The sequence below is a fragment of the Desulfoluna sp. CLI2B genome (assembly GCF_056847375.1).
In genome coordinates this window covers 2,472,920-2,496,587 of sequence record NZ_CP186557.1, presented here as the reverse complement: position 1 = coordinate 2,496,587, position 23,668 = coordinate 2,472,920, and the positions used below count along the sequence as shown (strand labels likewise).

General features: G+C 58.4%; 19 protein-coding genes and 2 tRNA genes. 11 read left to right on the top strand and 10 right to left on the bottom strand.

Translation table 11 applies throughout. The annotated features are described in order from the left end of the window. Nucleotides 1-323: 323 nt before the first annotated feature. From ACOYW2_RS11840 to ACOYW2_RS11830, 3 genes are all read left to right on the top strand, one after another. Nucleotides 324-740, top strand: coding sequence for a DUF2721 domain-containing protein (locus tag ACOYW2_RS11840; RefSeq protein ID WP_482770527.1), 417 nt, complete (start codon nt 324-326; stop codon nt 738-740). 92 nt (nt 741-832) lie between these two features. After that, nucleotides 833-1,024, top strand: coding sequence for a hypothetical protein (locus ACOYW2_RS11835; RefSeq protein WP_482416166.1), 192 nt, complete (start codon nt 833-835; stop codon nt 1,022-1,024). 120 nt (nt 1,025-1,144) lie between these two features. Beyond that, nucleotides 1,145-2,575, top strand: coding sequence for an MATE family efflux transporter (locus ACOYW2_RS11830; RefSeq protein ID WP_482770526.1), 1,431 nt, complete (start codon nt 1,145-1,147; stop codon nt 2,573-2,575). Between the two features lie 15 nt (nt 2,576-2,590). Here ACOYW2_RS11830 and ACOYW2_RS11825 read toward each other — a convergent pair whose 3' ends face one another. The 4 genes from ACOYW2_RS11825 to ACOYW2_RS11810 form a co-directional block, all read right to left on the bottom strand. Then, nucleotides 2,591-4,453 (bottom strand): response regulator, encoded by a 1,863-nt coding sequence (locus ACOYW2_RS11825; protein ID WP_482770525.1) that lies wholly within the window; start codon nt 4,451-4,453, stop codon nt 2,591-2,593. Beyond that, entirely contained in the window at nt 4,450-6,042 is a 1,593-nt protein-coding gene (locus ACOYW2_RS11820) for a HAMP domain-containing protein (RefSeq protein ID WP_482770524.1), read from the bottom strand. Before ACOYW2_RS11820 ends, ACOYW2_RS11825 begins: the two co-directional genes overlap by 4 nt. Before the next feature lie 259 nt (nt 6,043-6,301). Then, nucleotides 6,302-6,388, bottom strand: a tRNA-Leu gene (locus tag ACOYW2_RS11815). Nucleotides 6,389-6,624: 236 nt separating this feature from the next. Then, nucleotides 6,625-6,711 (bottom strand) — tRNA-Leu (locus ACOYW2_RS11810). Between the two features lie 167 nt (nt 6,712-6,878). Here ACOYW2_RS11810 and ACOYW2_RS11805 point away from each other — a divergent pair. Continuing rightward, nucleotides 6,879-7,820, top strand: a complete 942-nt coding sequence (locus ACOYW2_RS11805) for a bifunctional riboflavin kinase/FAD synthetase (RefSeq protein WP_482770523.1) — start codon at nt 6,879-6,881, stop codon at nt 7,818-7,820. A gap of 85 nt (nt 7,821-7,905) precedes the next feature. On the opposite strand, the gene ACOYW2_RS11800 is transcribed toward ACOYW2_RS11805, so the two are convergent. Both ACOYW2_RS11800 and ACOYW2_RS11795 read right to left on the bottom strand, forming a co-directional pair. After that, on the bottom strand, nt 7,906-8,340 hold the full coding sequence (locus ACOYW2_RS11800; protein ID WP_482770522.1) for a 3'-5' exonuclease: 435 nt from the start codon (nt 8,338-8,340) through the stop codon (nt 7,906-7,908). Further along, on the bottom strand, nt 8,271-11,258 hold the full coding sequence (locus tag ACOYW2_RS11795) for a UvrD-helicase domain-containing protein (RefSeq protein ID WP_482770521.1): 2,988 nt from the start codon (nt 11,256-11,258) through the stop codon (nt 8,271-8,273). Before ACOYW2_RS11795 ends, ACOYW2_RS11800 begins: the two co-directional genes overlap by 70 nt. A gap of 410 nt (nt 11,259-11,668) precedes the next feature. Between ACOYW2_RS11795 and ACOYW2_RS11790 the strand changes: the two genes are divergently transcribed. The 6 genes from ACOYW2_RS11790 (at nt 11,669) to ACOYW2_RS11765 (ending at nt 19,028) form a co-directional block, all read left to right on the top strand. Then, a complete protein-coding gene (locus tag ACOYW2_RS11790; protein WP_482770520.1) occupies nt 11,669-11,872 on the top strand; it encodes a hypothetical protein in 204 nt (67 codons plus the stop codon). A gap of 336 nt (nt 11,873-12,208) precedes the next feature. Beyond that, the gene (locus tag ACOYW2_RS11785) at nt 12,209-13,015 is read left to right on the top strand and encodes a hypothetical protein (RefSeq protein WP_482770519.1); all 807 of its coding nucleotides are present in this window, start codon (nt 12,209-12,211) and stop codon (nt 13,013-13,015) included. A 53-nt stretch (nt 13,016-13,068) separates the two neighbouring features. Continuing rightward, complete coding sequence (gene traF, locus ACOYW2_RS11780; protein WP_482416172.1) at nt 13,069-14,145, top strand: conjugal transfer protein TraF; 1,077 nt, start codon at nt 13,069-13,071, stop codon at nt 14,143-14,145. Between the two features lie 476 nt (nt 14,146-14,621). Further along, a complete protein-coding gene (locus ACOYW2_RS11775; protein WP_482770518.1) occupies nt 14,622-15,419 on the top strand; it encodes a hypothetical protein in 798 nt (265 codons plus the stop codon). Nucleotides 15,420-15,451: 32 nt separating this feature from the next. Continuing rightward, nucleotides 15,452-16,555 (top strand): hypothetical protein, encoded by a 1,104-nt coding sequence (locus ACOYW2_RS11770; RefSeq protein WP_482770517.1) that lies wholly within the window; start codon nt 15,452-15,454, stop codon nt 16,553-16,555. Between the two features lie 304 nt (nt 16,556-16,859). Further along, the gene (locus ACOYW2_RS11765; RefSeq protein WP_482770516.1) at nt 16,860-19,028 is read left to right on the top strand and encodes an acetate--CoA ligase family protein; all 2,169 of its coding nucleotides are present in this window, start codon (nt 16,860-16,862) and stop codon (nt 19,026-19,028) included. 60 nt (nt 19,029-19,088) lie between these two features. Here the strand turns inward: ACOYW2_RS11765 and ACOYW2_RS11760 are convergent, their stop codons facing one another. Further along, nucleotides 19,089-19,886 (bottom strand): pterin-binding domain-containing protein, encoded by a 798-nt coding sequence (locus ACOYW2_RS11760; protein WP_482770515.1) that lies wholly within the window; start codon nt 19,884-19,886, stop codon nt 19,089-19,091. A gap of 468 nt (nt 19,887-20,354) precedes the next feature. Here ACOYW2_RS11760 and ACOYW2_RS11755 point away from each other — a divergent pair, with 468 nt between their 5' ends. Next, the gene (locus ACOYW2_RS11755) at nt 20,355-20,813 is read left to right on the top strand and encodes a hypothetical protein (RefSeq protein ID WP_482416177.1); all 459 of its coding nucleotides are present in this window, start codon (nt 20,355-20,357) and stop codon (nt 20,811-20,813) included. A 99-nt stretch (nt 20,814-20,912) separates the two neighbouring features. Here the strand turns inward: ACOYW2_RS11755 and ACOYW2_RS11750 are convergent, their stop codons facing one another. From ACOYW2_RS11750 to ACOYW2_RS11740, 3 genes are read right to left on the bottom strand one after another with little or no spacing between them, the layout of a single operon-like run. Continuing rightward, nucleotides 20,913-21,620 (bottom strand): ABC transporter ATP-binding protein, encoded by a 708-nt coding sequence (locus ACOYW2_RS11750; protein WP_180144692.1) that lies wholly within the window; start codon nt 21,618-21,620, stop codon nt 20,913-20,915. After that, nucleotides 21,613-22,410: an ABC transporter ATP-binding protein gene (locus ACOYW2_RS11745; RefSeq protein ID WP_482423071.1), complete on the bottom strand. Its 798-nt coding sequence runs from the start codon at nt 22,408-22,410 to the stop codon at nt 21,613-21,615. The genes ACOYW2_RS11750 and ACOYW2_RS11745 overlap by 8 nt, the downstream gene beginning before the upstream one ends. Before the next feature lies 1 nt (nt 22,411). Next, on the bottom strand, nt 22,412-23,665 hold the full coding sequence (locus ACOYW2_RS11740; RefSeq protein ID WP_482416180.1) for an ABC transporter permease subunit: 1,254 nt from the start codon (nt 23,663-23,665) through the stop codon (nt 22,412-22,414). Between the last annotated feature and the right edge of the window lie 3 nt (nt 23,666-23,668).

Genomic DNA, 23,668 nt, shown 5'->3' with positions numbered 1-23,668 from the left:
CCCATTAGGGTGGATATCGCGGCCTGTGGTGGCCCTGGTTCGTTTCGCCGGCATGGTTCTTTCCAAGGTAACCCGTTTGATATTAAACCAAATACGTGTTGGATGGTGAAACGTCCGGCAGGCAAGGGTCTCACACCCCAGGACGTCCGTCAGGGGGGATTCTCCTTGATTCCATTGGAGCAAAGGGGTATGGAGAGCGGATGATCCGGCCGCTTCGGGAGAGGGCTTCTGGGGCAGAACCGGTGAATCGCCCTTCGGGATGCTGTATTAACGCCGTTGTGTTTCGTCGACACAGGCATGCCCCTTCATACAACGGAGTGCCAATGAACCTGACCACGCCAGCTTTGCTGTTTCCCGCCATTTCACTGTTGTTTCTCGCCTATACCAACAGGTTCCTTGTCCTTGCGCAGTTGATCCGCCAGCTCCATGATCGGGAAGGGGATCAGGTGAGGGAGATGGTGTATCGGCAGATCAACAACCTAAAGAAACGGATTGCCTTGATTCGCTGGATGCAGGGGCTTGGCGTGTTTGCCTTTATTCTCTGCGCCGTGGCCATGTTTTGCCTGTTTGTCAAGATGGATTTAGTGGCGGAGGTGAGCTTCGGCCTCAGCCTGTTGCTTCTTGTTTTATCTCTTGTGGTGTCTCTGTATGAGATAGCCATCAGCACACGGGCCATACAGATCGAACTCGAAGACCTGGCCATGAACCATCCCAAAGACAAGAAGGCAGATAAAAGGTAAGGGCTGCAGGTGACGGATTTTGGCGGTTTACATCTGCTTAACCGTTATGTATTCTTTGGTATACACCAACAATTTACACATAGGGAGGGGTTATGTTTTGTAGCGCATCAAAACTGGATGACAAAAAACTTGACGCCATCAAGGCGCTGGAAAGGGATCTCGGCAAAACCCTGGTGGCATACTCCTGCTCAAACCCCGAGCCAAGCACCCTCAGCGATGCCGAACTCATGAAGATCAAAAGCCTTGAGGAGAAATTGGCTGTCACGCTCGTTGCCTTCGAATAACCCGTCGGCCTTGCCCGCCGGTATCAGATGAAAAGCACCTTCCGGATTCGGAAGGTGTTTTTGTTTTTGTCCCTTTGCATGTTCATGCTGTAACGTTTATTTTTCTTGATTGTGATGTTTATGACACTCCCCGCACGTACCTCAAACTTCCATGGAGCCCCAAGAAGCCGGAAGGCGGAAGCCTTCTCCATTGCAAGGCTCGCCCTCCCCATTATCCTTTCCCAGCTTTCCGTAGCGGCAGCGGGTTTTATCGATACCATGATGGCAGGGCATTACAGCAGCAACGCCCTTGCAGGGGCTGCGGTGGGCGGCAGCCTGTGCTTTCCTTTTATTATCGCCATGAACGGGTTGATGATGGCTGTAACCCCCATCACGGCTCAGCTGACCGGCGCAGGCCGGAAAGGGGAGTCCGGCCGGGTGGTTCGCCAGGCGTTGTGGCTGGCCCTGGCATTTTCCATGCTGCTGTTTGTGGGGATTCGGCACATGGACCCTGTGCTGGACTTGATGAAGATCACGGATGAGGTGGTTCCCATCATCAAGGGGTACCTTGAAGGGATCTCTTTCGGGTTTCCGGCCATTGCCGGGTACTTTGTCCTGAAGTCCTACGCCGAAGGCATCGGAAGGACCAAGCCCCAGATGATCATCTCGTTGCTGACGGTTCCCTTTAACTACGTGGCCAACGATATATTGATATACGGGAAATTCGGGCTGCCTGCCCTGGGCGGGGCGGGGTGCGGATGGGCCAGCGGGCTTACCTTCTGGCTCTTTTTCCTGCTGATGCTCCTTTACACCTTGTCCAGCGAGACCTGCAGGGAGGGGGCGCCCTTTGCCGAGTTCAGCCTGCCGTCCCCGGCCGGTATGGGCGAGCTGCTGGCGCTGGGGCTTCCCATTGCTGGGACCATCTTTATGGAGTGCAGCATTTTTGCCTGCATTACCCTGTTTCTGGGGGTGCTGGGGCCCGTGGTGGTGGGCGGCCATCAGGTCGCCCTGAACTTTTCCGGGCTGGTGTTTTCCATTCCATTGAGCATCGGCATGGCCCTGACCATCCGGGCCGGGCACGCGGTGGGGGCCCGGGACCCTGAGGGAGCCAGGTACTCCTGTTTCACCGGGTGCATGATGGCCATGGTGGTTTCCCTTTTTACCTTGAGCTTCACCCTTGGGTTTGCACGGGAGATCGTAGCGGTGTACACCCGGGACCCCGAGGTCACGGCCGTGGCCGTGGATCTTCTCTTTCTGGCTGCCCTCTATCAGGTCTCCGACTCCGTGATGACCACGTCCCAGGGGGCGCTTCGGGGGTACAAAGACGCCAAGGTGACCTTTTTTCTGACCTTTACGGCGTACTGGGTCATTACCCTGCCCCTGGGCTACACCCTGTCCATGACCGATGTCCTGGTTCCGGCCATGGGGGCACGCGGGTTCTGGCTCAGCCTGATTGCGGGGCTGACCGTGTCCGGGTTGTTTCTCGGGGTGAGGCTGGTGCTGGTGAGCGGACGCGCCGTGGCGGCGTGCAGGGCGGCTGATGCCGCCGGGGAGGGGCGGTTGGCGGCCTGAGGGAACGTTTCTCTTTCACGACTCCGTCGGCAGCCATTTGCTGAGGATTTCGGCCAGGTCTCTGGGGGAGAACGGCTTTGAGATGAAGTCGTTCATGCCTGCATTGAGGCACTTCTCACGATCCCCGGCCATGGTGTTGGCTGTCAGGGCGATGATGGGGATGGCGCGGTTCAGGGCCGTGGAGCCCGATTCGCGAATCTTTCTGGTGGCATCAAAGCCATCCATCTCCGGCATCTGGCAGTCCATGAGCACCAGGTCGTAGGGAATGGATGAAAGAGCCTGGATCGCCTCTTTGCCGTTGGCCACGGCATCGGCCCGAAGACCCAGCTTTTTCAGGATTCCCATGCCCACTCTCTGGTTGATGGCGTTGTCCTCCGCCAGGAGAATGCGACCGCTTTCGGTTTTCATCTCCGGGATGATCTGACGGGTCATCACAGGCCTCCATGTGTTGTCCTTGTTGCCTGCCAGGACCGTGACTAGGCTGTCGAACAGGTCGGACTGGCGGACAGGTTTGGTCAGGTAGGCGGAGAAGCCGATCTCTTCGAGTCGCCGTCTGTCGCCCCGTTCTCCCAGGGAGGTCATCATCATCAGGCGTGTTTCGGAAAACCGGGGGTTCGATCGAATCGCCTTTCCGAGCATCTCGCCGTCCATTTCGGGCATCTGCATGTCAAGGATGGCCAGCTGGTAGGGGGTCCCATTGTCGGCGGCTTCCTGCAGCCGTTCCAATGCTGTCCGACCGTCCTCCACCTCCTCCGGTTTCATGCCCCATGTGGTCAACTGAATGCGAATGATGTCCCGGTTGGTCCTGTTGTCGTCCACCACAAGGATTTTTGTGCCCTGGATGTCGGTGGTGGGGAGCTGCTGGGGCTTCTGGTCCGTCTGTTTGATGAACTGGGTGGTAAACCAGAATTCCGTTCCCTTGCCGGGCTCCGAGTGGACCCCGATTTCTCCGCCCATGGCCTCTGTGAGCTGTTTGGAGATGGCAAGGCCCAGGCCGGTGCCTCCGTATTTGCGCGTGGTGGAGGCGTCCACCTGGGTGAACTGCTCAAAGAGGGACTCCTGCTTCTCTTCGGGGATGCCGATGCCGGTATCGCGCACTGTAAAGCGGATCATGGCGGTGTTGTCGGTCTGGGAGTCGAGGTCCGCATGCACTTCGACTTCTCCTTCATGGGTAAACTTGATGGCGTTGCCCGTCAGGTTGATGAGCACCTGGCGCACGCGCCCGGGATCCCCCCTGAGATAGGAGGGCGTTTCAGGGGCGCTTGCGCAGATGAATTCCAGGCCTTTTTCATGGGCCTTAAGGGCCATCAGTTCTCCGAAATCTCCCAGCAGGGAGTTAAGATCAAAGTCCAGTTGCTCCATTTCCAGCTTGCCGGCCTCTATTTTGGAAAAGTCGAGGATGTCGTTGATCAGGCAGAGGAGGGACTCGCCGCTGGTTCGGACGGTTTCGGCATAACGGCGCTGTTCCTCGGTGAGCCGGGTGTCCAGCAGGAGACCGGTCATGCCGATGACGCCGTTCATGGGGGTCCGGATCTCATGGCTCATGTTGGCCAGGAATTCCGATTTGTATTTGGAGGTGACCTCCAGGTCTTTTGCTTTCTGTTCGAGCTCCTTGCGAACGGCTTCAAGTTCTTTGTTCTTCGTGTTGATGTTCTTCTTTTGTTCCTTGAGTTTTTCTGACTGGGCCCGGAGGGCGTCGTTGCTCCGGCGCAGCTTGTCCTGCCCGGCGGCGAGTTCATTTGCCTGCTCCTGGGTCTGCTCCAGGAGGTTTTGAACGGTGGTGTGGGACAGAGGTGTGGACGGACACGGCGATGTGGTCTGAGGCCGAGTAAGAAATTGAGGCGCTCTGGAAAACGCCCCAGGTTTCAGGACCGTCACCCCGATGACTCATCGTGCACAAAGGGGGTGATGGCCATGGCGTGGGGCGATATGTCGCCCAGGCCGGTGTGGATACTCATGCCGTCGTCCGGTATCCGGTCCAGCAGGATTCGCCTTTTTTCAAGGGCGGCCTGTCCCACCAGTCCCTGGCCGGACTGGAATTCACGGATGGTTCCCGTGGCCGGTGCGTAGGCATAGCTTCCGGTGAGCGTCAGATCGTTGTTATCGTCGGCAATGTAGATGGCGCCGATGTCCATGTTCAGGTAGGTGGCCAGAAAGGTGATGATGCCCCGGCAAAGGTCGGGAAGCCCCTGGATGCCTCGTATTTCCGTGTTCAGGGATACCTGGCCTTTTTGAAACCATTCCGTCAGGCGGTTTGTCTCTCTGTTTTTTCTCAGGGAGTCCATCATGGTGTTGAAGGCGTCGGCCAACTCCCCGATTTCGTTTTTAGACGAAATGTGAATGGTCTGTGAGTAGTCCCCGCCCTCCACCTGCTTGGCAGCCGAGGAGAGATGGGCTACGGGGCCCGCAATACGCCGGACGGTGATCACCGCAAAAAGGATCACGAAAACGGCGGTTGTTCCGATGAGGAAAAGGGTCAGCCGTCGCAGTTCGTAAATGCCGGAGAACGCCTCTGTCTCCTCAATTTCTGCGATAACGCCAAAATCGATTCCCTGGATCAGGAAACTGCGATGGATGCCCAGTACCTGGTTGCCGGTATGGCTGGTGTAGATCGATGCCCCGTGATCGTGGTGCTCCATAAGCGGTGCGGTTTGGTCGGTGAGGATCTTTTCCTTGATGAGGCTTTTTTCCCTGTCCAGCACAGAGTTGGACCGCAAGGTGAGGTCCGAGCCCACCAGAAAGGTCTCGGACCGGTCTCCCAGGCCCGTTTCCCTTTGCATGATGGCGTTGATGGGGTCGATGAAGAACTGAAAGGTGAGGCAGCCTATTCGCTGGCCGTCGAGGTTCAGGACCGGGGCGGTAAAAAAGCCGCACACCCTGTTTCCCGAGGGCTCGAAGTGCTCGTAATCGGAAAAGACGATCTCTCGGGTCTGAACGCATTTTCTGAAGGAGGCCGCAAGTTTGGTGGCTTTGTATGGGCCGGTAAGCAGGTTTGTGCCGAGGTCCGGCTCCTGGGCCACCGTATAGAGGATGTCTCCATCCTGGCTGATAAGAAAAACGTCGTGGTAGCCGAAGGTGTCTTTGACATGGCGGAGGTTTTCGCCAAGGGAGGCGCTGATGGCGCCCCAGGTGTCCGATGTGACGAAATCCGTAAGCTCTTTTCCCGAACGGCGAAAAGCCGAGATCATCTCCTCGAGCAGGGCGATGTTGGCGAGGGTTTCGGCTTCGAAGGAGAGTTCAGCCAGCATGTGCTTGAAATAGGTGCTGATCTCCTGCGTCTTCATTTCAGCAGCTATTTCAAGGGTTTGGGTCGAAGCCTTGAGGCTTCGGTGGGCTTTGTCGTAACCGATAATGCTCACCAGGGTCAGGGGAACCAGGGCAAAGAGCAGGAATCCGCTTGTGAGGGTTCGACCCAGCCCGGAAAAGAGGGTGAAGGACGTGCCGGTTTTTGGGGCAGAGGGTGTCATGGGTTTTGATTCTGTCCTTGGGGTAACGGAGCGGCCGACGTATGGAAGCCGGCATGGGCGCATTTAGGCGATGCGTTGGGCGCGAGGGCGCCACATCAGACGGCAAGGATAGGATTTATTAAATATACATGACATGACGTGGAACGGCAAACGACAAATCCGGGGCCGTGGGGCTTTCAGGCTGAGGTGGGGTACGTGCAGCGAGTGCCGAAAACAAAAAAGCCCCTGCTTTTTTCAAGCAGAGGCTTTTGAATTCGTTTGGTGCCGAAGGGGAGACTCGAACTCCCACGAGATTGCTCTCACTAGTCCCTGAAACTAGCGCGTCTACCAATTCCACCACTTCGGCGATTTGTGAAAAGCGTTATAGCAGCGCTTTGTCCGCCGATCAAGCCTTTTTGCGCACGTATTGGGACTTTTTTTTGTGGCCGGAACGCGGCAACCCGTGTGGGCGCGCCGGATGCCATGTGAGACTCACGTGTTACCCGTGGCTACCTGCTGCGGTTCCTGTTTAAGGCGAGCCATCTCCCGGGGCACAAAACAAAAAAGCCCCTGCTTTTTCAAGCAGAGGCTTTTAAATTCAGTTGGTGCCGAAGGGGAGACTCGAACTCCCACGGGCTTGCGCCCACTGGTCCCTGAAACCAGCGCGTCTACCAATTCCACCACTTCGGCAATTTGTGAAAGCGTTATAGCAGCGCCTTTCGGCTTGATCAAGCCTTTTTTGCAAAAAAGGCCCAGGAAAAAGGAGATGGGAAAAACATTGATTTTACCAACAAAAAAATTTATAAATTTCTTTTTATACGCAGTCAAGTTGAAAAATGGAGATATGCTGAAATATCATGGAATTATACGAAGGATTCGAGGGAATCGAGCATCCCTTCCAAAATAGTGTGATCACCATCGGTAACTTAGACAGGGTTGGTGGGGGAGGGTTCCAGGCACTTCTTTCATTGGCCGTTGACAGGGCGGCACAGATCGGGGGCCGGAGCGTTGCGGTCACCTTTGAACCCCATCCGAAGCGGGTTCTCTGTAATGGTGATCATCCGCCGCTTATCACGATCCATGAGCAGAAGGCCGAGCTCATCGGTGCCTGCGGTGTGGATGCCCTCGTGACCGTGCCTTTTACCAAAGAATTTTCTTCCATTGATGCTCGGCGCTTCGTGACGGATCTCCTGATCGGCAAGCTGGGGATGAAAGCCATCATTGTCGGAAACGACTATTATTTCGGACGCAAACGGGAAGGGGATATAGCCCTGATGAAACGGTTTGGCGAAGAGATGAATTTTGATGTGATTACCCCGGAGTGGGTGAACCTGGGGGGGAAGCGTATCAGCAGCACCCGAATTCGGGAGATCATCAGCCGGGGCGAGGTGCACCGGGCTCCGGAACTTCTGGGCCGGTTTTACCAGGTCCGGGGGAAAGTGGTCTCCGGTCGGGACCGGGGCGGAAAGCTCCTGGGGTTTCCCACGGCCAATATCAACCTGAACGACGAACTCTGCCCGGCCTCCGGTGTGTATGCCGTCACCGTGGATTGCAGCCTGGGGCAGTTTCAGGGCGTGGCCAACATCGGCTACAGCCCCACCTTCGACGACCATATCTTTACGGTGGAGGTCCATATCCTGGACTTTTCCGGTGACATCTACGGGGAGACCATCAAGGTCAACATGATCCAGAAACTGCGCGACGAGCAGAAATTTTCGGGCATCGACGAGCTCTCCCGTCAGATCGAAGCGGACATCGACAACGCACGGGTGCTTTTCAAGGACCTCGCCGCCGTCTGATCGCGGCCGGACATACTGATTTGACTTGGCTGAAGCCGGGCACCCCAGAAGCGGGTGCCCGGTTTTTTGCGTTTTTGGGGGCTGTTTAGAACAGGGACATCTGCACCGGGCCCTGGGCCTTTTTTTGGGGGAGGGTGCGTTGTTGGCTCTGTTTCAGGTGTTCTTCGATGTCGGCCAGGTAGGGGGAAGGGGCGCACTCCACGGGTTCGCCGAAGCGGAGGCGCCTGGCAGCGTGGGTCAGGAAGAGGCGGTCTTTGGCACGGGTCATGCCCACGTAAAAGAGGCGGCGCTCTTCCTCGGGGTCACCGGGCTCTCCGTACGCAGGTTCAAAGGGAAGGTTCCCAGCTTCACATCCTGCGATGAAGACCACAGGAAACTCAAGGCCCTTGGATGCGTGAAGGGTGAGGATGCTCACTTTTTCAGCCTTGACGGCAAGGGTGTCCTGCTCCTTTACCAGGGCGGCCTGGGCGAGAAACCGGGCCGTGGAACCCCGGGATTCAAAGGCCTCGGCCCGGTCCAAGAGGGCTGTGAGGGCGTCAGCCAGCCCCTCGTCTTTTTGGCACTCCGCAGCAACAGCAAAAAAATCGGAAGCAGGCAGCGGATCTGCACGGCGGGTGCCTGGCTTTCGCAGGCCATCCGAAGCTTCAGGATCGCTCCCAGGGCGTCCACCATCGCCTCCCGGTCGCTGCACCAGGTGTCGGTGAGCAGGTAAGGGTTGGCGATGAGATCTGCCATGCTCAGCTGCGTTCCGTCCTTGGAGACAGGGGGGTAGAGGGGGAAGGTCACGGCCTTGTCGGTGAACAGGGGAAGAGCGGTCTCCAGATCCATGAGGCTTCCGCAGTCCGTGGCAAGCTTCACGGCGGCGATGAAGCGATGCATGACGGGGTGGTCGAAGGCGCCTCCTTTGGCTGTGACGGCACAGGGGATTCCCGCCGCCGTAAGCTTGGCAGCGATTTCCACGCCGTGGGCATGGGTGCGGGTGAGGATCGCCATGTCTCCGAAACTCAGGTCTGTGTCGTTGTAGGTGGCCCCGCCGAAATCCATGGAGTGGAATCCCATGCCCCCGATGAGCTGTTCGACCTGTTTTCCGATGGCAACGGCCTCCTCCTCGCCGCTGCGGCAGGGGAGGATGGTGATGTGCCTGGCGCCGTCGATGTAGACGACTTGTTGTCCCAGGATACTCCCCGATGCCGCCAGGATGGTTTTGCTGGATCGGTAGTTCTGGGTCAGGGTGATCCGGGTTGCGTCGGGCTGATCCGAAAGGAACCGGTGGAAGTAGTGGGCCGAAGAGCCCCGGAATCCGTAAATGGCCTGGTCCGGGTCACCGATGACGCAGATGGCGTGGCCTTGGGGGGCCAGCAGCTGGGTGAGGCGATACTGGGCATGGTTCAGGTCCTGGTATTCGTCGATGAAGATATGCGCAAACCGCCGGGTGAGCTCGCATCGGAAGTCGGTGTCTTCTTCCAGTGTCCGGACAAGTCGGAAAATCAGGCCTTCGAAATCCATGAGGCCGTTTCGCTTCAGGAGCTGTTCGTAGGCGCTGTAGCAGCGCCGGAAAAGATCTGCATGGATCTCCGTGATTCTGGAGAGGTCGTCGTCCGGTGAGATGAGCTGCTGGCGCGCCCGTTCGATGAGTCGACTCAGGTGGCCGGGACGCATGGCCTTGCGCTCTTCCGCAGACAGAGAGACAAGGAGCGCCTCCTTCAGCAGCCGGTTCCTGGCGGTGTCGTCGGCGATGGCCACGGGTGTTTTTTCCCGTTGGTTCAACAGGTCCAGGGCCAGGGCGTGGAAGGTACAGGCCAGGGGGATGCTGTGGCCAATGTGTCCCCGGAGGCGCTCGGCCATCTCCTCGGCGGCGCGGTTGGTAAAGGTGATGGCAAGGATGGAGGCCGGGTCGATGCCGTTTTCAACCAGGCGTGCGATGCGCCGGGTGATGGTGTGGGTTTTGCCTGTCCCCGGCCCTGCCACGATGAGAAGGGGGCCCGGGGGATGGTTCACGGCTTCATCCTGCAAGGCGTTTAGCCCTTTGGCGGGAGGTGCTGGAGGCTCAGGAACGGTGTCGTTTTTTTTTACGGCCGGTGGCACCGGTTTCTCAGATGGCCCTGCATCGCGAATGCGATCCGCAGGGGGCGCTTTGGGGACCTGAAAGAGAAGTGTCTGGCCGGGAAGCTCGGCCTTGTCGTCTTCTGAAAAGACTTTGACCACCCCGTACTCCCCGTCGAATCCGCCTTCGAGTACCACCCGGCGCTGGCGGACACGCATGATGGCCTCGCCGAGGAGGGGAATACCTGATTCGGAAAGCTCGTCGCGGGAGCGATCCCGCAGAATGGCAAGCTCAGGGCCCAGCTTGGTGATGAGGCCCGAGAGCTGTGTCTGGACCTTTTTGGATTTTGGGCCCACGGAGAAGATCTCCGAGAGAATTTCCTCCAAAGGAATGAGGCTCTCAAACCCAGGGTAGCGGGGGGAAACGGTCTCCGCCTCCTCTTCGGACCGGTCGGCCAGCGCGAGGACCCGGTGCAGCACGCCCAGGGTCAGGGGTTTGCCGCATACCGGGCACAGGTCTCCCAGGGCCACCGACTCCTGGGGATCCAGGCTTACCCCGCATTTGCGGTGGCCGTCCATGTGGTACTTTCCCTCTTCGGGGAAAAATTCCAGGGTCCCCTCAAAGCCGGGGTTTCCTTCGGTCTTCAGGGCATGGAAGATGGCGTCGTAGGAGAGCTCCGTGTCAAAAAGGTTGGCCTCCCGGGCCAGCTTGGCCGGTGAATGGGCATCGGAGTTGGAGATGAGGGTGATGCCGTCCAGCATGGAGACTCGGCGGTTCATGGGTGGGTCCGAGGAGAGGCCGGTTTCACCGGCAAAGATGTGATCGCTCAGGTCTCCGAAACAGGCCGACACCGAGTCAAAGCCGGATTTGGACCCCAGCATAGAGAACCAGGGGGTCCAGATGTGGGCAGGGATGAGGACGCCGGAATCGTCGGTTTCAAGGACGATTTCCAGGAGGTCTCGGGCGTCGAGGCCCAGGATCGGTCGGCCGTCCGAGGTGATGTTTCCGATGGCGTCGAGTTTTTTGTTGAAGGCTTTGGCCGAGTCGATGCTCGGGAAAAAAACGAGGTTGTGGTTTTTTCGGGTGGCCCCGTCTTTTTTGTAGATGCAGCTGATCTCAGCGGAGAGCATGTAGTGGAGCTCCCCGGAAACAGAAGGGGACAGGCCCTCGGCGGATGCCTCGGCCAGGTCGGGCCTTAAGGTAAAAAGGCCGCCACCGGTGGGGACAAGTTTCTCCTCGATGTCGGCCATCCAGGCCGGGTGCGTGAAATCACCGGTGCCGAGAAGGTCGATGCCCTTGAGGCGGGCGTGGCGGTATAGGGTTTCAAGGTCAAGGTCCCGTGATGTGGCCCGTGAGTACTTAGAATGAATATGAAGATCGGCGATAAACGGCATAATTCTCCCCGCAGGTGGTTCATTTGTTGGGCACATCATAGTGCAGGCACAGGGCAAAGGTCCACAGGAATATCCGGGTGGGCGCCGGGGGAGCGGTGTCTAAGCATCGATGACGTTTTACATTTCTATGGATGCAGAAGGATATGACTCTATATGCTTCTGTGTCGGTATGTTGTCTGGCAGGTTGTTTTACCACAAGAGTCAAGCTGAGGGAACGATGGATGATTGTCATGATATGTCTGCAATTCTTTGGTGTTGACGGTCCCGGGGAGACGTGGGGAATTCTCCCGGATTTTTAATGGTATTAACTTATATACGGGACGTTCAATATCTCATATGATGCGAGGTGAGTGGTAATTTGCATGTCGGCAGAGGTTTAATCGTTTTAAAAGGTAAGGGGGGAGGAAGAGATGCCCGGTTTGGACCAAAGAGAACGAAAGGCGATGGAGGATCGGATGAATCGTCTGGCTTCCAAGGAAGAAGAATATCACATATCACGCAAGCTTGCAGAGTATATCGATATGCTTGAGACCTACCTCATTGAGATGGACGAACGGGTGGCATCCCTGGAGACGATGCTTGGGCTGAGAGGCCTTGAGCCTCCGCAATACTGAGCCCCATACCTGACCGTAGTTTATCCGGGCCCCGCATGGAAACATGCGGGGCTTTTTTTTGTGCTGAGCCGCCATTTTCCTTTCCATGATTTGCCCACCTTGTTGTCTGTCCCTAGTTTAAAATCTGATTTTAAGTCATCCTATATCTAAAGAATGCTCCTTGGTGTGACGAATAGGAAATATATCGTCAGCAAACAGGTCTGTTCCCCGGTGGGTAGCGTCGCTGGGCGGGCTGAACAGCGTCTTCGGGTCGCTGTTGTGTGACGATGCAGCGGGTGTCGCCTGCTTTGGGCCACCCAGGTGTTGAACCGTTTTGAGTCGTTATTGAGGGGAACTATGAATTCTGTGAACATCGGTAAATCGGCGGCACCGTTGCGCGTGGCAATGGTGCTTTTCTGTCTATTGTTTTTTTGTGCCTTCACCGTGGGGTGTGATGATGAGTCGAGCCATGAATCGAAGCTGGAAGAGGCGCGGATGGCCATTGACGGCGGCAATTACAGCAAAGCGATCTCTCTGCTGGACGGAATGGTGGGGACCGATGTTCTCCAGGTCCTGGCATCCGCCCATGCGGGGCTCGCAGGCATCGACACCTTTGAAATTCTGAAGCAGGTGGACGACGGGGGCTCGGGGGACGGGAGCATCGATCTCATCGGCAAAATGCTGGGGACCGGAGAGGACGACATCCTCACTGCTGCGGACATATCAACCAAGCTTTCTGAAATCGACCTTGCCAAGTCCATCCTCCTGGACTCCGTGGGAGGTGTGGCGGCCAACCTCGATGACGACGGCAAGGTCAAGCTTGCCATCTACGGATTCACCGACATTGTGCTGGTGATGGGAAAAATGATCTCGTCAAAGGATGGCGACAAAGATGTGACCCTCACCGAAGAGGCCATCCGGGCCCTGGGGGGGGGATTTGTCGAAGCGGACATCACAGGTCTGGCCCTGGGGGACGGTGTGGATCCCATGGTTCTGATCAACGGGGACTTAGATGCCGTTGAAGCAGGGATTACGGCCCTGGGCACCGGCATTGAGAACAACGACCTGGGCGAAGAGTTTGATGCGTTTTTGAAAGAGATCGACACCAGCAGCGACGGCTATGTCAGCGCAACGGAATTTGTGACGTACCTCAACACGATTTAATAAGGGCCCCAGGCACAACGGAGATGATGATGGTTTTAAAGATGTATGGAAAAATGTCTATTTTGGTGGCAGCTGTTCTTCTTCTGGCCTCCTCGGGCTGGACCGAACCCTACCGCTCCATGAACATGGGCGCGCGCCCCCTGGGCATGGGCGGTGCTTTTACCGCCGTGGCCGATGATCAAAACGCCATCGACTACAACCCGGCAGGGCTGAGCCGGGCACGGAATTTCGGCATGGGCATCCTCAACCCCCTGGTGGAGGCTTCCGAGGACAGCTATGACCTCTACAATGATTTTGACGACATCGATGAGAACGACACGGCTGAAGTGACCGAGCTGCTGAGGAAATACGTGGGGGAGAACCACCACGTGAAACTGGCTGCCGACCTGTATGCGGGGTTTCGCATGGGCAACGCCGGAGTGATGGTGGCGGGCGTCGGCCGGGGTTATGCGGACATGGCCATTCGAAACCCCACCTACCCGGAACTGCACCTTACCTCGGACATCGACTACGGCGGCCAGGTGGGGATTGGCTATGAACTGGCCATGGTACCGGGGCTGAGTATCGGCGTGGGGGTGAAGGCCCTGAGCCGGAAAAGCATCGACGAGGTGTACACGGCCGTGGACATTGCAGACGATGATTTTGAAGATACCCTGGAAGACGACCAGAAGGACGGCAACGATGCCTCCTTTGACCTGGGCATGATCTGGAGCAGCGAAATTGAAGGGTTGACCCGTGTGAGCCTTGGTCTTGCGGGAATCAACATCAAGGAGATGGACTTTGGGGAGGCACGGGACCAGAAAACCCAGTACAACGCCGGGGTGGCCTTTACCCAGAGTTTTTTCGGGTGCACCCTGACCGAGGCCTTTGACTACCACGACATCACAGACAACCTCGCCGAAGACGACTCCACGGAGAAGAAACTTCATATGGGGGCTGAGTTGAAGTTCCCCATGCTCCTGGCCTTAAGGGGCGGTCTCTCCCAGGGGTACTACACGGCCGGTGCCACCCTGGATTTCAAGGTGCTGCGTGTTGATGTGGCCACCTACGGAGAAGAGATGGGGGCCTACGCCGGGCAGAAAGAGGACCGACGGTATGTGGCCCAGATCTCCATGGGCTGGAGCTGGTAAGAACGCATACCGAGCAAGGTGGTCCACCATATAAGAATACGTTAATATACATCCGCGCGTTTTTCGGAGAACAGGAAAGCGCGCGGATGGAACCAAGGGCGTTTCTGCGGTCTCCCTCCCATGGGGTTGTGAGAGGCAGGCGTCATCGTCATGGAAAACCTTGCCTTTACGGCCCTTCTCCCCGATAATGAAAAACACGGACATGCGATACAGCATGCGACACCTCCCCTGAGAATCAACCGATTCGACCTCCCCTTTATCATGAGCGTCCCGAGTCTCCACCTGGGCCTGTTTCCCCGGCCCGTGGCAGCCTGCGTCCTGAGCAGGGATCCCCAATACCTGCGGACTGGGTTTCATGCCCCTTTACCTTATAAGACTTACATACACAGACATTTCGGCGCATGACCGGCGGTGGGTTCTGGAATTCGCCCCGTGATGCGTTGCAACCCGGCAGGATTTGAGTCACGGGAGGGACGATGCAATCAAACCGTTTCGGTTCATGCGTTGTGGGGGCTCTCGCGGCAGTTCTGGCCTGTGCCCTGTTTCTGGCATTCCTTGGCACGGGCTGCGATGACGGCGACAGCTACGAGGCCCGTCTCGAAGATGCCAGGATTGCCGTTGACGACGGCGACTATGACACGGCCATCGCCATTCTTACTGGTCTGGAGCAGACCGGGGAGGTGCTGGAGACTCTCTCCACGGCCTACGCGGGAAAGGCAGGCGTCGACAGTATAGCGATATACAGCGGTGCGGCTGATGGCGGCGGCACCATCGATCAGTTCGGCAGGATGCTGGGCCAAGGAGACGTGGGGCTTCTGGCCTGTTCCGAGATCGGTGCGAAGCTCTCGATTATGGATCAGGCCATCACCGCGCTCATTGGGTCTTCTGGGGGGACATCCGGTTTGAGCGACTACGGCAAGGCCAAGCTGGGGATCTACGGGCTCACCGATGCGGTGCTGATCCTCGGCCAGATTTTTTGCCGCAACTTCGGGGACCGCTTTACGCCCCCCGATTTCGTGGGACTCACCGAGGCCTGGATAAAAGAGGCCAGGGGGCTGGTTGCCGGGGACTTTGTCACCTTGCGTATCACGCCGGAGGAGCTTGCGCAGATTAACCGGGATGTCGGCTTTGTCTCACTGGCCGCAGCGGCCCTTGGGCCGGGAAACGTTCTGGGAAGGGAGTTCGAGGCGTTCCTTGGAGAGATCGATACAGGCGGAGACGGGGATGTCTCCTTTATCGAGTTGATCGACTATGTCAACACCCTGGGGGAGTAGACCCCGAAACCGGCATGCACACGGAGAGACCCATGGGAAACCCTGTGTACACAGTACGATACCTTCTTGTTGCTGTCCTGCTTCTTTTTCCAGCGGCCACCGGAAGGTGCGAGCCGTATCGGTCGGTTCTCATGGGCGTGCGGCCCCTGGGCATGGGCGGGGCCTTTACGGCCGTGGCCGACGACCGGAACGCTTTGGACTACAACCCCGCCGGCCTGAGCAGGCTCCGGGGAGGAAGCCTGGGGATCCTCAACCCCATGGTGGTCGCCTCCGAGGATACCTTTGACCTGTACAGCGATTACGACGACATCGATCAGGACGATGTCATCGAGGTCACCGAATTGTTGCGAAAGTACGTGGGGGAGAACCATCACATCACCCTGGGGGCGGATATTCATGCGGGGTTTCGCCTGGGCAGCGTGGGCGTGATGGTGGCAGGGATTGGCAGGGCCGCGGCGGATTTGACCATTCGCAACCCGGTCTATCCGGAGCTCCGAATCGTCTCCGATATCGATTACGGTGGCAAGGCCGGTGCGGGCTATGAGCTTCCCCATGTGCCGGGCCTGAGCCTCGGGGTGGGCGTGACGGCCTTGAACCGCAGCAGCATCATGGAGACCTATACGGCCCTGGATATAGCCGACGGAGATTTTGAGGACACCCTTGACGACGACCAGGTGGACGGGAGTGATGCCTCCTTTGACCTGGGTATGATCTGGCGCAGGGAGATTGAAGGGGTGACCGACGTCAGCCTGGGCGTTGCGGGCATCAACCTCCGGGAGATGGATTTCGGCGAGGCCCGGGACCAGGAGTCTCAGTTCAATGCAGGGGTTGCCTTTACCCAGCGGTTTTTCGGGTTTTCCCTTACCGAGGCCTTTGATTACCACGACATCACGGACAACCTCACCGGAGACGGTTCCACGGAGAAGAAGCTTCACATGGGGGCCGAACTCGTATTTCCCATTCTGCTGACCCTCCGGGCCGGGCTTTCCCAGGGGTATTACACAGCCGGGGTGACCGTGGATGTTTCCTTTTTGCGGCTTGATGCGGCCACCTACGGAGAGGAGGTCGGTGTCACCGGAGGCCAGAAAGAGGACCGTCGGTATGCGGCCCAGCTCTCCGTGGGGTGGAGCTGGTAGTTTTTTTATATGTTGACGGGATGTTGACGAAAAAAGGGGACGGAGCCGCTTCAGGGCAGCTCCGTTTTTGTTTTTTTCGTGTGTTCGGAGTCCCTTGAAGGGGAACTGTTTGACATGATCCTTCAAAATGGGGTTTACTGCAAACGAAGATTTTGCGTTTCCTTGTTTTCTCGCCACCTGCAAGGTGTTTTTTTGTCCTGCGCCGGAAGGGAAAGGGGCCGGAATGCCTAGGTGGTTGTCGTTGCTTTGATGCTCAAAGGTTTCTGCCGATTTGACATCAACCCACAGCCAAGGAGGTCGACCCATGGGACACAGTCTGGACGCCATCTTTTCACCTCAATCCATTGCCGTTCTCGGCACGTCTACCACCAAGGGAAAGGTGGGCCACGACATCTTCAGCAATATCCTGCACGGGGGGTTCCAAGGCACCCTCTACCCGGTGAACCCCAAAGCCAAATCCATCCTGAGCGTTCGCTGCTACGAGTCGATCCTCTCCATCCCCGACCCCATCGACCTGGCCCTGATCATCCTGCCCCCGCCGGCTGCCCTGAAGGCCATTGAGCAGTGCGTGATCAAAAAAGTCAAAGGGGTGGTGATCATTTCGGCGGGCTTCAAGGAAGTCGGGGGGGAAGGCCTGGAGATCGAGGAGAAGATCAAGGTCATCTGCAAGGAGGCGGGGATCCGCATCGTGGGGCCCAACTGCCTGGGGGTGATCAACCCGTCGCCCACCGTGTCTCTTAACGCCAGCTTCTCTGCGCGCATGCCCTCCAAAGGCAACATCTCCTTTATCTCCCAGAGCGGGGCCCTCTGCACGGCGGTCCTTGACTTTGCGGCGGATCGCGGCTTCGGCTTCTCCAAGTTTGTCTCCATCGGAAACAAGGCCGACGTGGATGAGCTGGACCTGCTTCGGTATTACCACGCCGATCCGGAGACCCACGTGATCATGATTTATATGGAGGAGCTCGGGCGCAAGGGCAAGGAGTTCATCGACGTGGCCAAGGAGATCACCTCAGGGGACAACCCCACCCCTGTGCTGGTGATCAAGTCCGGGCGCTCGGTGGCCGGTGCAGCCGCCGCGGCGTCCCATACCGGCTCTTTGGCCGGAACGGACGCGGTATACGACGCGCTGTTTGCAGAAGCCGGCATCATCCGCTGCGAGTCGGTGAACGAGCTGTTTGACCTGGCCCAGGGGTTCTCTCCGAGGAAGTACCCCACCGGGCGGAACATCGCCATCGTCACCAATGCGGGGGGGCCGGGGATCATCGCCACGGACATGACGGAAAACGCGGGCATGAACCTTGCCGTGTTCAGCGAAGAGACCGTGGAAGAACTCAAGCGCCACCTGCCACCCACGGCCAACTTCAACAACCCGGTGGACGTCATCGGGGACGCCGCCCGGGACCGTTACGAAAACGCCTTGACCACGGTGATCAGCGACGAAGGGGTGGACGGCGCCCTCATCATCCTGACCCCCCAGTCCATGACCGATGCCATCGGCACGGCCACGGCCATCTCCGAGATTTCGCGTCGGACCTTGAAACCCATCACCTGTGCCTTTATGGGGGTCGTGGACGTCTCCCCCGGGGTGAAGATCCTCCAGAAGGCCGGGGTGCCGGTGTACGATTTCCCCGAAAACGCGGCCAAGGTGCTGGGAAAGCTTTATCTTGCCCATTGCTGGCTGAGTCGGCGGGTCCTTCCCCAGTACAAGCTGGAGGTCGATGAGGAGCGGGCCCGGGCCCTTATCCGGGGGCACCTGGACAACGGAGATACCCTCCTGGGCGAGTACGAGGGGAGCAGTATCCTTCAATGCTACGGACTCAGGACCCTGGATATGGAGATCGCCACCTCGTCGTCGGAGGCCGTGGACATCGCTCGGCGCATCGGGTACCCCGTGGTGATGAAGATTGTTTCACCCGATATCATCCATAAATCCGACGCCAAAGGGGTCCGGGTGGGGATCCGCGAGCCCGCCGAGGTGGAGGCCGCCTACGCCGATATCCTTGCGTGTGCCGAAGCCTACAAGGAAGACGCCCGCATTCGGGGGGTCCTGGTTCAGCAGATGGCCATGGCAGGGGAAGAGGTGATCATCGGTACCAAGCAGGATGAGCAGTTCGGCCCCATGGTGATGTTTGGTTTCGGCGGGATCTTTGTGGAGCTCTTCAAGGACGTGGTCTTTCGTGTGGCCCCCTTTGGTCGCAACACGGCGCGTCGCATGATCAAGAGCATTCGGGCCTATCCCCTGCTCACCGGGTTCAGGGGCAAGCCCGTTGCCGATATCGAGGAGATCGAAAAATGCCTGGCCCGGGTGGCGCGGATGGTGACCGATCACCCGGAGATCCGGGAGCTGGATATCAACCCCATGCTGGTGCACCCCAAGGGCAAAGGAGCCACCGTGGCCGACATTGTCCTGCGCCTGAAGGATCTCTCCGAGCCTGGCTGCGACGATGGGGATGAAGAGCCCACCGAGCCGTAAAGGGCAAGACTGTTTGACACACATAAAAAACGCCGTGGAGAAAGGCTCCACGGCGTTTTTTTATTTCAGGGCTTCCCAGGAGAAGGGGAGGCCGCCGGTGAGGAGGTCGGCGGCGTGGACCGCGCGAACGCTTTCCTTCCGGTTGGTGTTCATGAGGATGTAATCCAGCCCGGCTTCGGCCAGCAGGGGGATGTAGGTGTGTTCCATGGTTTTGCGCTTGTCCACGGGAACCTTGCCGCTGGTGAGGTTGGAGAGCCCGGCCATGCTTTGGACGGGCCGTCCGGCAAGTTCCTCAAGGGCTCGCAGGGTGCGGATCACCTCCAGGGCCTGGAATGCCCCTTCGTCCCAGAGCAGGGGCACTACCACCGGGTCCACGATGAGCCGGTCCAGGAGGTCTGTGCCTGCCTCGGCAACGGCCGTGAAGAGGTGGGCTGCCACATGGAGCCGTCCGTCGGGTTCTGTGGGGACCGCCCCGGTTTCCGTGAGCAGGTATCCCACAAAACGGGCCTGTTCATGCCGGGCCATCAGGGGGAGAAACGCGGCCAGGCGGTGGGGCTGGAGGGAAAACCCGTTGATGTGGATGTCCGGGTGGCCCGTCTCCAGGGCCTGGCGCGCGGGCTCCGCATGGGGGGAGTCGATGAACAGGGGCAACGGCGTGATGCCCCGCAGCACATCGATGAGGTAGGGAACCACCGCAGGGTTGCGCCTGGCCAGGGGGCCGATGTTCAGGTCGATGGCGTGGGCCCCGGTGGACAGGAGCCCATGGATGACGGCTTCCATGGCCGAGGTGTCTTTTCGGGCCACAGCATCCTGGAGCATCGGGTTGATAAGCTGAAAGTTGTCGGAAACGATACGCATGGCAGGGGCCCTTTCATGGGTTGGCGTCAGGGGTGCTCGGGGCCTGAATCCGGGCAATGGAGTCAGGTTGCGGCCCATATCGCTTTTTCCGGGGCTTTTTCCTGATTGTTCCCACATGAAAACAGAAACCCTGGGGGTTTCTCCTGGATAAAAAAGGGGCAGGTACGTGGGATTGTCCCGGGATTTTGTATGATGCAACGTTCCTTCGGGGGGAATGCCCATGAAAATGATAAGGTGTATCTATAGACAAAGCATCACCTCCAAAATATTATGGACCCCACGTCGAAGTAAACACACGTTACGGCAAAGAACGCGGTCTGTTCGGAAAATCCCATCCTCTGATACCCGAAGACTCCTGTCAACAGTGATTTTTGCAACCTCCTCAGCGGATCGGCCGGGTTTGACACTTCAGCGATCTTCGCCTCATCTCACCTGAAATCAGTAATGTACAGATCATGGAGGTCTATTATGTTGGAGCAAAAGGAACGTCGTCTGGATGTCACCATGTGCCATCGATGCCTCATGCGTCAGAAAGCTGAAAAAGCACTTCAGGGTGAGCTGTGTGACAAAAGGGCGCCCCGCGGGTTGGCGTGGCTTTCCGACGGCGTGTACGCGGTGATTCCTGAAAAGGCACCTCAGATTTGTCAGGTGCTCTCCATCAGTCATGAATCCATGAGCTTTTTTTATTTCGGCGAGCCGCCCCTGGAGCAGGGGCTCCTCTCAAGCGCGGAAATCGTGGTGACGGGTCGGGGGTTCCTGGCGGACAACCTTCCCTTTAAAGTGATCTCGGATACCCCTTTGGATGAGCGGGGGCCTGGAAAATCAAGCAAGCGCCTGTGCAAGGTGCGGTTCCTGGCCCTCAATGAGGCCTCCAGGGCCCAGATCGATCATGTCATCGCAGTGAAAGAGGTGGTGTCCATCCAGTAGCGGAGGAGAGGTATGGAAGAACAAACCAAAGGGGCGTTTCCACCGGCAAGCACGGTGGAGACGCCCCTTCGTATTTTTTAAAGGAGGGGGGAAGGCGTATCAGATACCGAGGTACGCCTTTTTTACCTCTTCATTGGCCAGGAGGTTTTCAGCGGTGTCCGAAAGGGTCACGGCGCCGTTTTCCATGACATAGCCGCGGTGGGCAGATTTCAGGGCCAGGTTGGCGTTCTGTTCCACAAGGAAGATGGTGGTGCCGCTCTCTTTGTTGATGCGGGTGATGATGTCAAAGATCTGGCGGATGATCAGGGGAGCCAGGCCCAGGGAAGGCTCGTCCAGCAGCAGGAGGCGCGGCCGGGCCATGAGGGCCCGTGAGATGGCCAGCATCTGCTGTTCGCCCCCCGAAAGGGTGCCGCCTGCCTGGTGGCGCCGCTCCTTGAGGATGGGGAAGAGGTCCATGACGTACTCAAGGTCCTGCCGGACCCCGGTTTTGTCCTCCCGGAGATAAGCGCCCATGTCGAGGTTTTCCAGGATGCTCAGCTGGGGGAAGATGCGTCGCCCTTCGGGCACCTGGCAGAGGCCCATCTTGACGATTTTTTCCGGGCTCATGGCGTGGATGGGGACCCCGTCAAAGGTAATCTCCCCGGATCGGGGGGGCACCACACCGGAGATGGACATGAGGGTGGTGGTCTTGCCGGCCCCGTTGGCGCCGATGAGGGTGATGATTTCTCCCTCGTTGATCTCGATGGAGAGGTCCTTCAAGGCCTGGATGTTTCCGTAAAACGTGTTGATGTTGCTGATCTTAAGCATCGACCACCTCTTCTCCGAGATATGCCTTGATAACGGCGGGGTTGTTCTTGATCTCCATGGGGGTGCCGGTGGCGATCCTGCTTCCGTAGTCCATGACGTAGATGCGTTCGGAGAGGTTCATGACCAGCTTCATGTCGTGCTCGATGAGGAGGATGGTGATCTCCTCTTCATCCCGGATTTTTCGGATCAGGGTGTCGAGCTCCTGGGTCTCCTGGGGGTTCATGCCGGCGGCGGGCTCGTCCAGGAGCAGAAGGACGGGGTCCGTGGCCATGGCCCGGGCAATCTCCAGGCGCCGCTGGGCTCCGTAGGGCAGGTTTTTGGCAAACTCATCGGCCCAATCCGCCAGGTCCACCTTTTCAAGGAGCCCGTAGGCGTCGTCGGTGATCTGTTTTTCTTCCCGGCGGGCCGAAGGGGTTCGGGTCAGGGCGCTGAAGATGCCGGACCGGGTCCGGATATGCCGTCCGATCATGACGTTTTCCAGCACCGTCATGTTCTGGAAGAGACGGATGTTCTGGAAGGTCCGGGTCATGCCGAGGGCGGCAATGCGGTTGGGCTTGATGCCGTTGATGCGGGTGGGGTGACGGGTGCCGTCCCCCAGGAACACGTCTCCGCCGGTGGGTGTGTAGATGCCCGTCACGCAGTTGAAGAAGGTGGTCTTCCCCGCCCCGTTGGGGCCGATGAGGGCGACGATTTCGCCTTTTTCGATGGTCAGGTCCACATGGTTCAGGGCGCGGAGGCCTCCGAAGTCCATGGTGAGCTGTTTGACGTCCAGTATTTTTTCGGTGGCCATGCTAGTTCCGTCCTCCCCTGTCGATCTTGTAAATCTTGCGTACGTTGGCGATGATTCCCTGGGGGCGGAAGATCATCATCACCACCATGCTGGCGCCGAAGAGCAGCATGCGGTAGTTGCCCACCTCCCGCAGGTACTCGGGCAGGAGGATGAGGATCAGGGCGCCGATGATGACCCCCAGAATGGACCCCATGCCCCCCAGGACCACGATGGACAGGATGATGGCAGACTCCATGAAGGTGAAGCTCTGGGGGTTGATGAAGCCTGTCTTGGCGGCAAACAGAACCCCGGCCATTCCCGCGAAAAAGGCGCTTAAGGCAAAGGCGGTGAGCTTGGTGCGGGTGATGTTGATGCCCATGGCCTGGGAGGCGATCTCGTCTTCGCGCATGGCCATGAGCGCCCTGCCGATGCGGGAGTTCTGGAGCCTGTAGGTGGCAAAGACCGTCAGGGCGGCCAGGCCCACGGCCAGGTAGTAGACGTACATGATGCCCTGCTGGGTGGTGAGCTCCATGCCCAAAAGGCCGGGTTTGGGGATCTGGGCGATGCCGCTGGGGCCGTGGGTGAGGGCGTCCCAGTTTTCCAGGGTGATGCGGGTCATCTCCCCGAAGCCCAGGGTGACGATGGCCAGGTAGTCTCCCCGCAGGCGCAGTACCGGGATGCCCAGGGCGATGCCGAAGACGGTGGCCAGGATCCCGCCCAGGGGAAGGGCGGCCCAGAAGCCGATGCCGAAGTGCATGTTCAAAAGGGCGTAGGTGTAGGCTCCCACCGCGTAAAAAGCCACGTACCCCAGGTGAAGGAGCCCAGCCAGGCCCACGGCGATGTTGAGGCCGAGGCCCAGGATCACGTACATGAGGGCCGTGGTGAGGATGGTGGTCTGGTACTGGTTCACAAAGGGAAAGAGGAGGGCCGCCACCACCAGGAGCCCGTAGAAGGTGCGCTGGATCATGGGGTTGGACTCCCGGATGACTCCGTCCTTCGTGGGGCGGTCCGAGAGGGGGGCCTTTGCCATGCGCTTTGCAAGGCGGTTGCCGGTGAGCAGGGAGAGGGGGCTCTTGCCGGCGGCCTGGCTTTCCTGGAGGTAGCGCCAAATCAGGGAGACCACAAAGCTCCCGATACCGATCATGAACATGTTGCGCCATCGCCAGGTGATGGCGTTTTCAATGGTGTTTACCTTGATCACCATGATGGGAAAGGTGAGAAAGATAAACCAGAGGGCGACGACAAACGATTTTTTTATTTCAGATAACTTGAACATCCT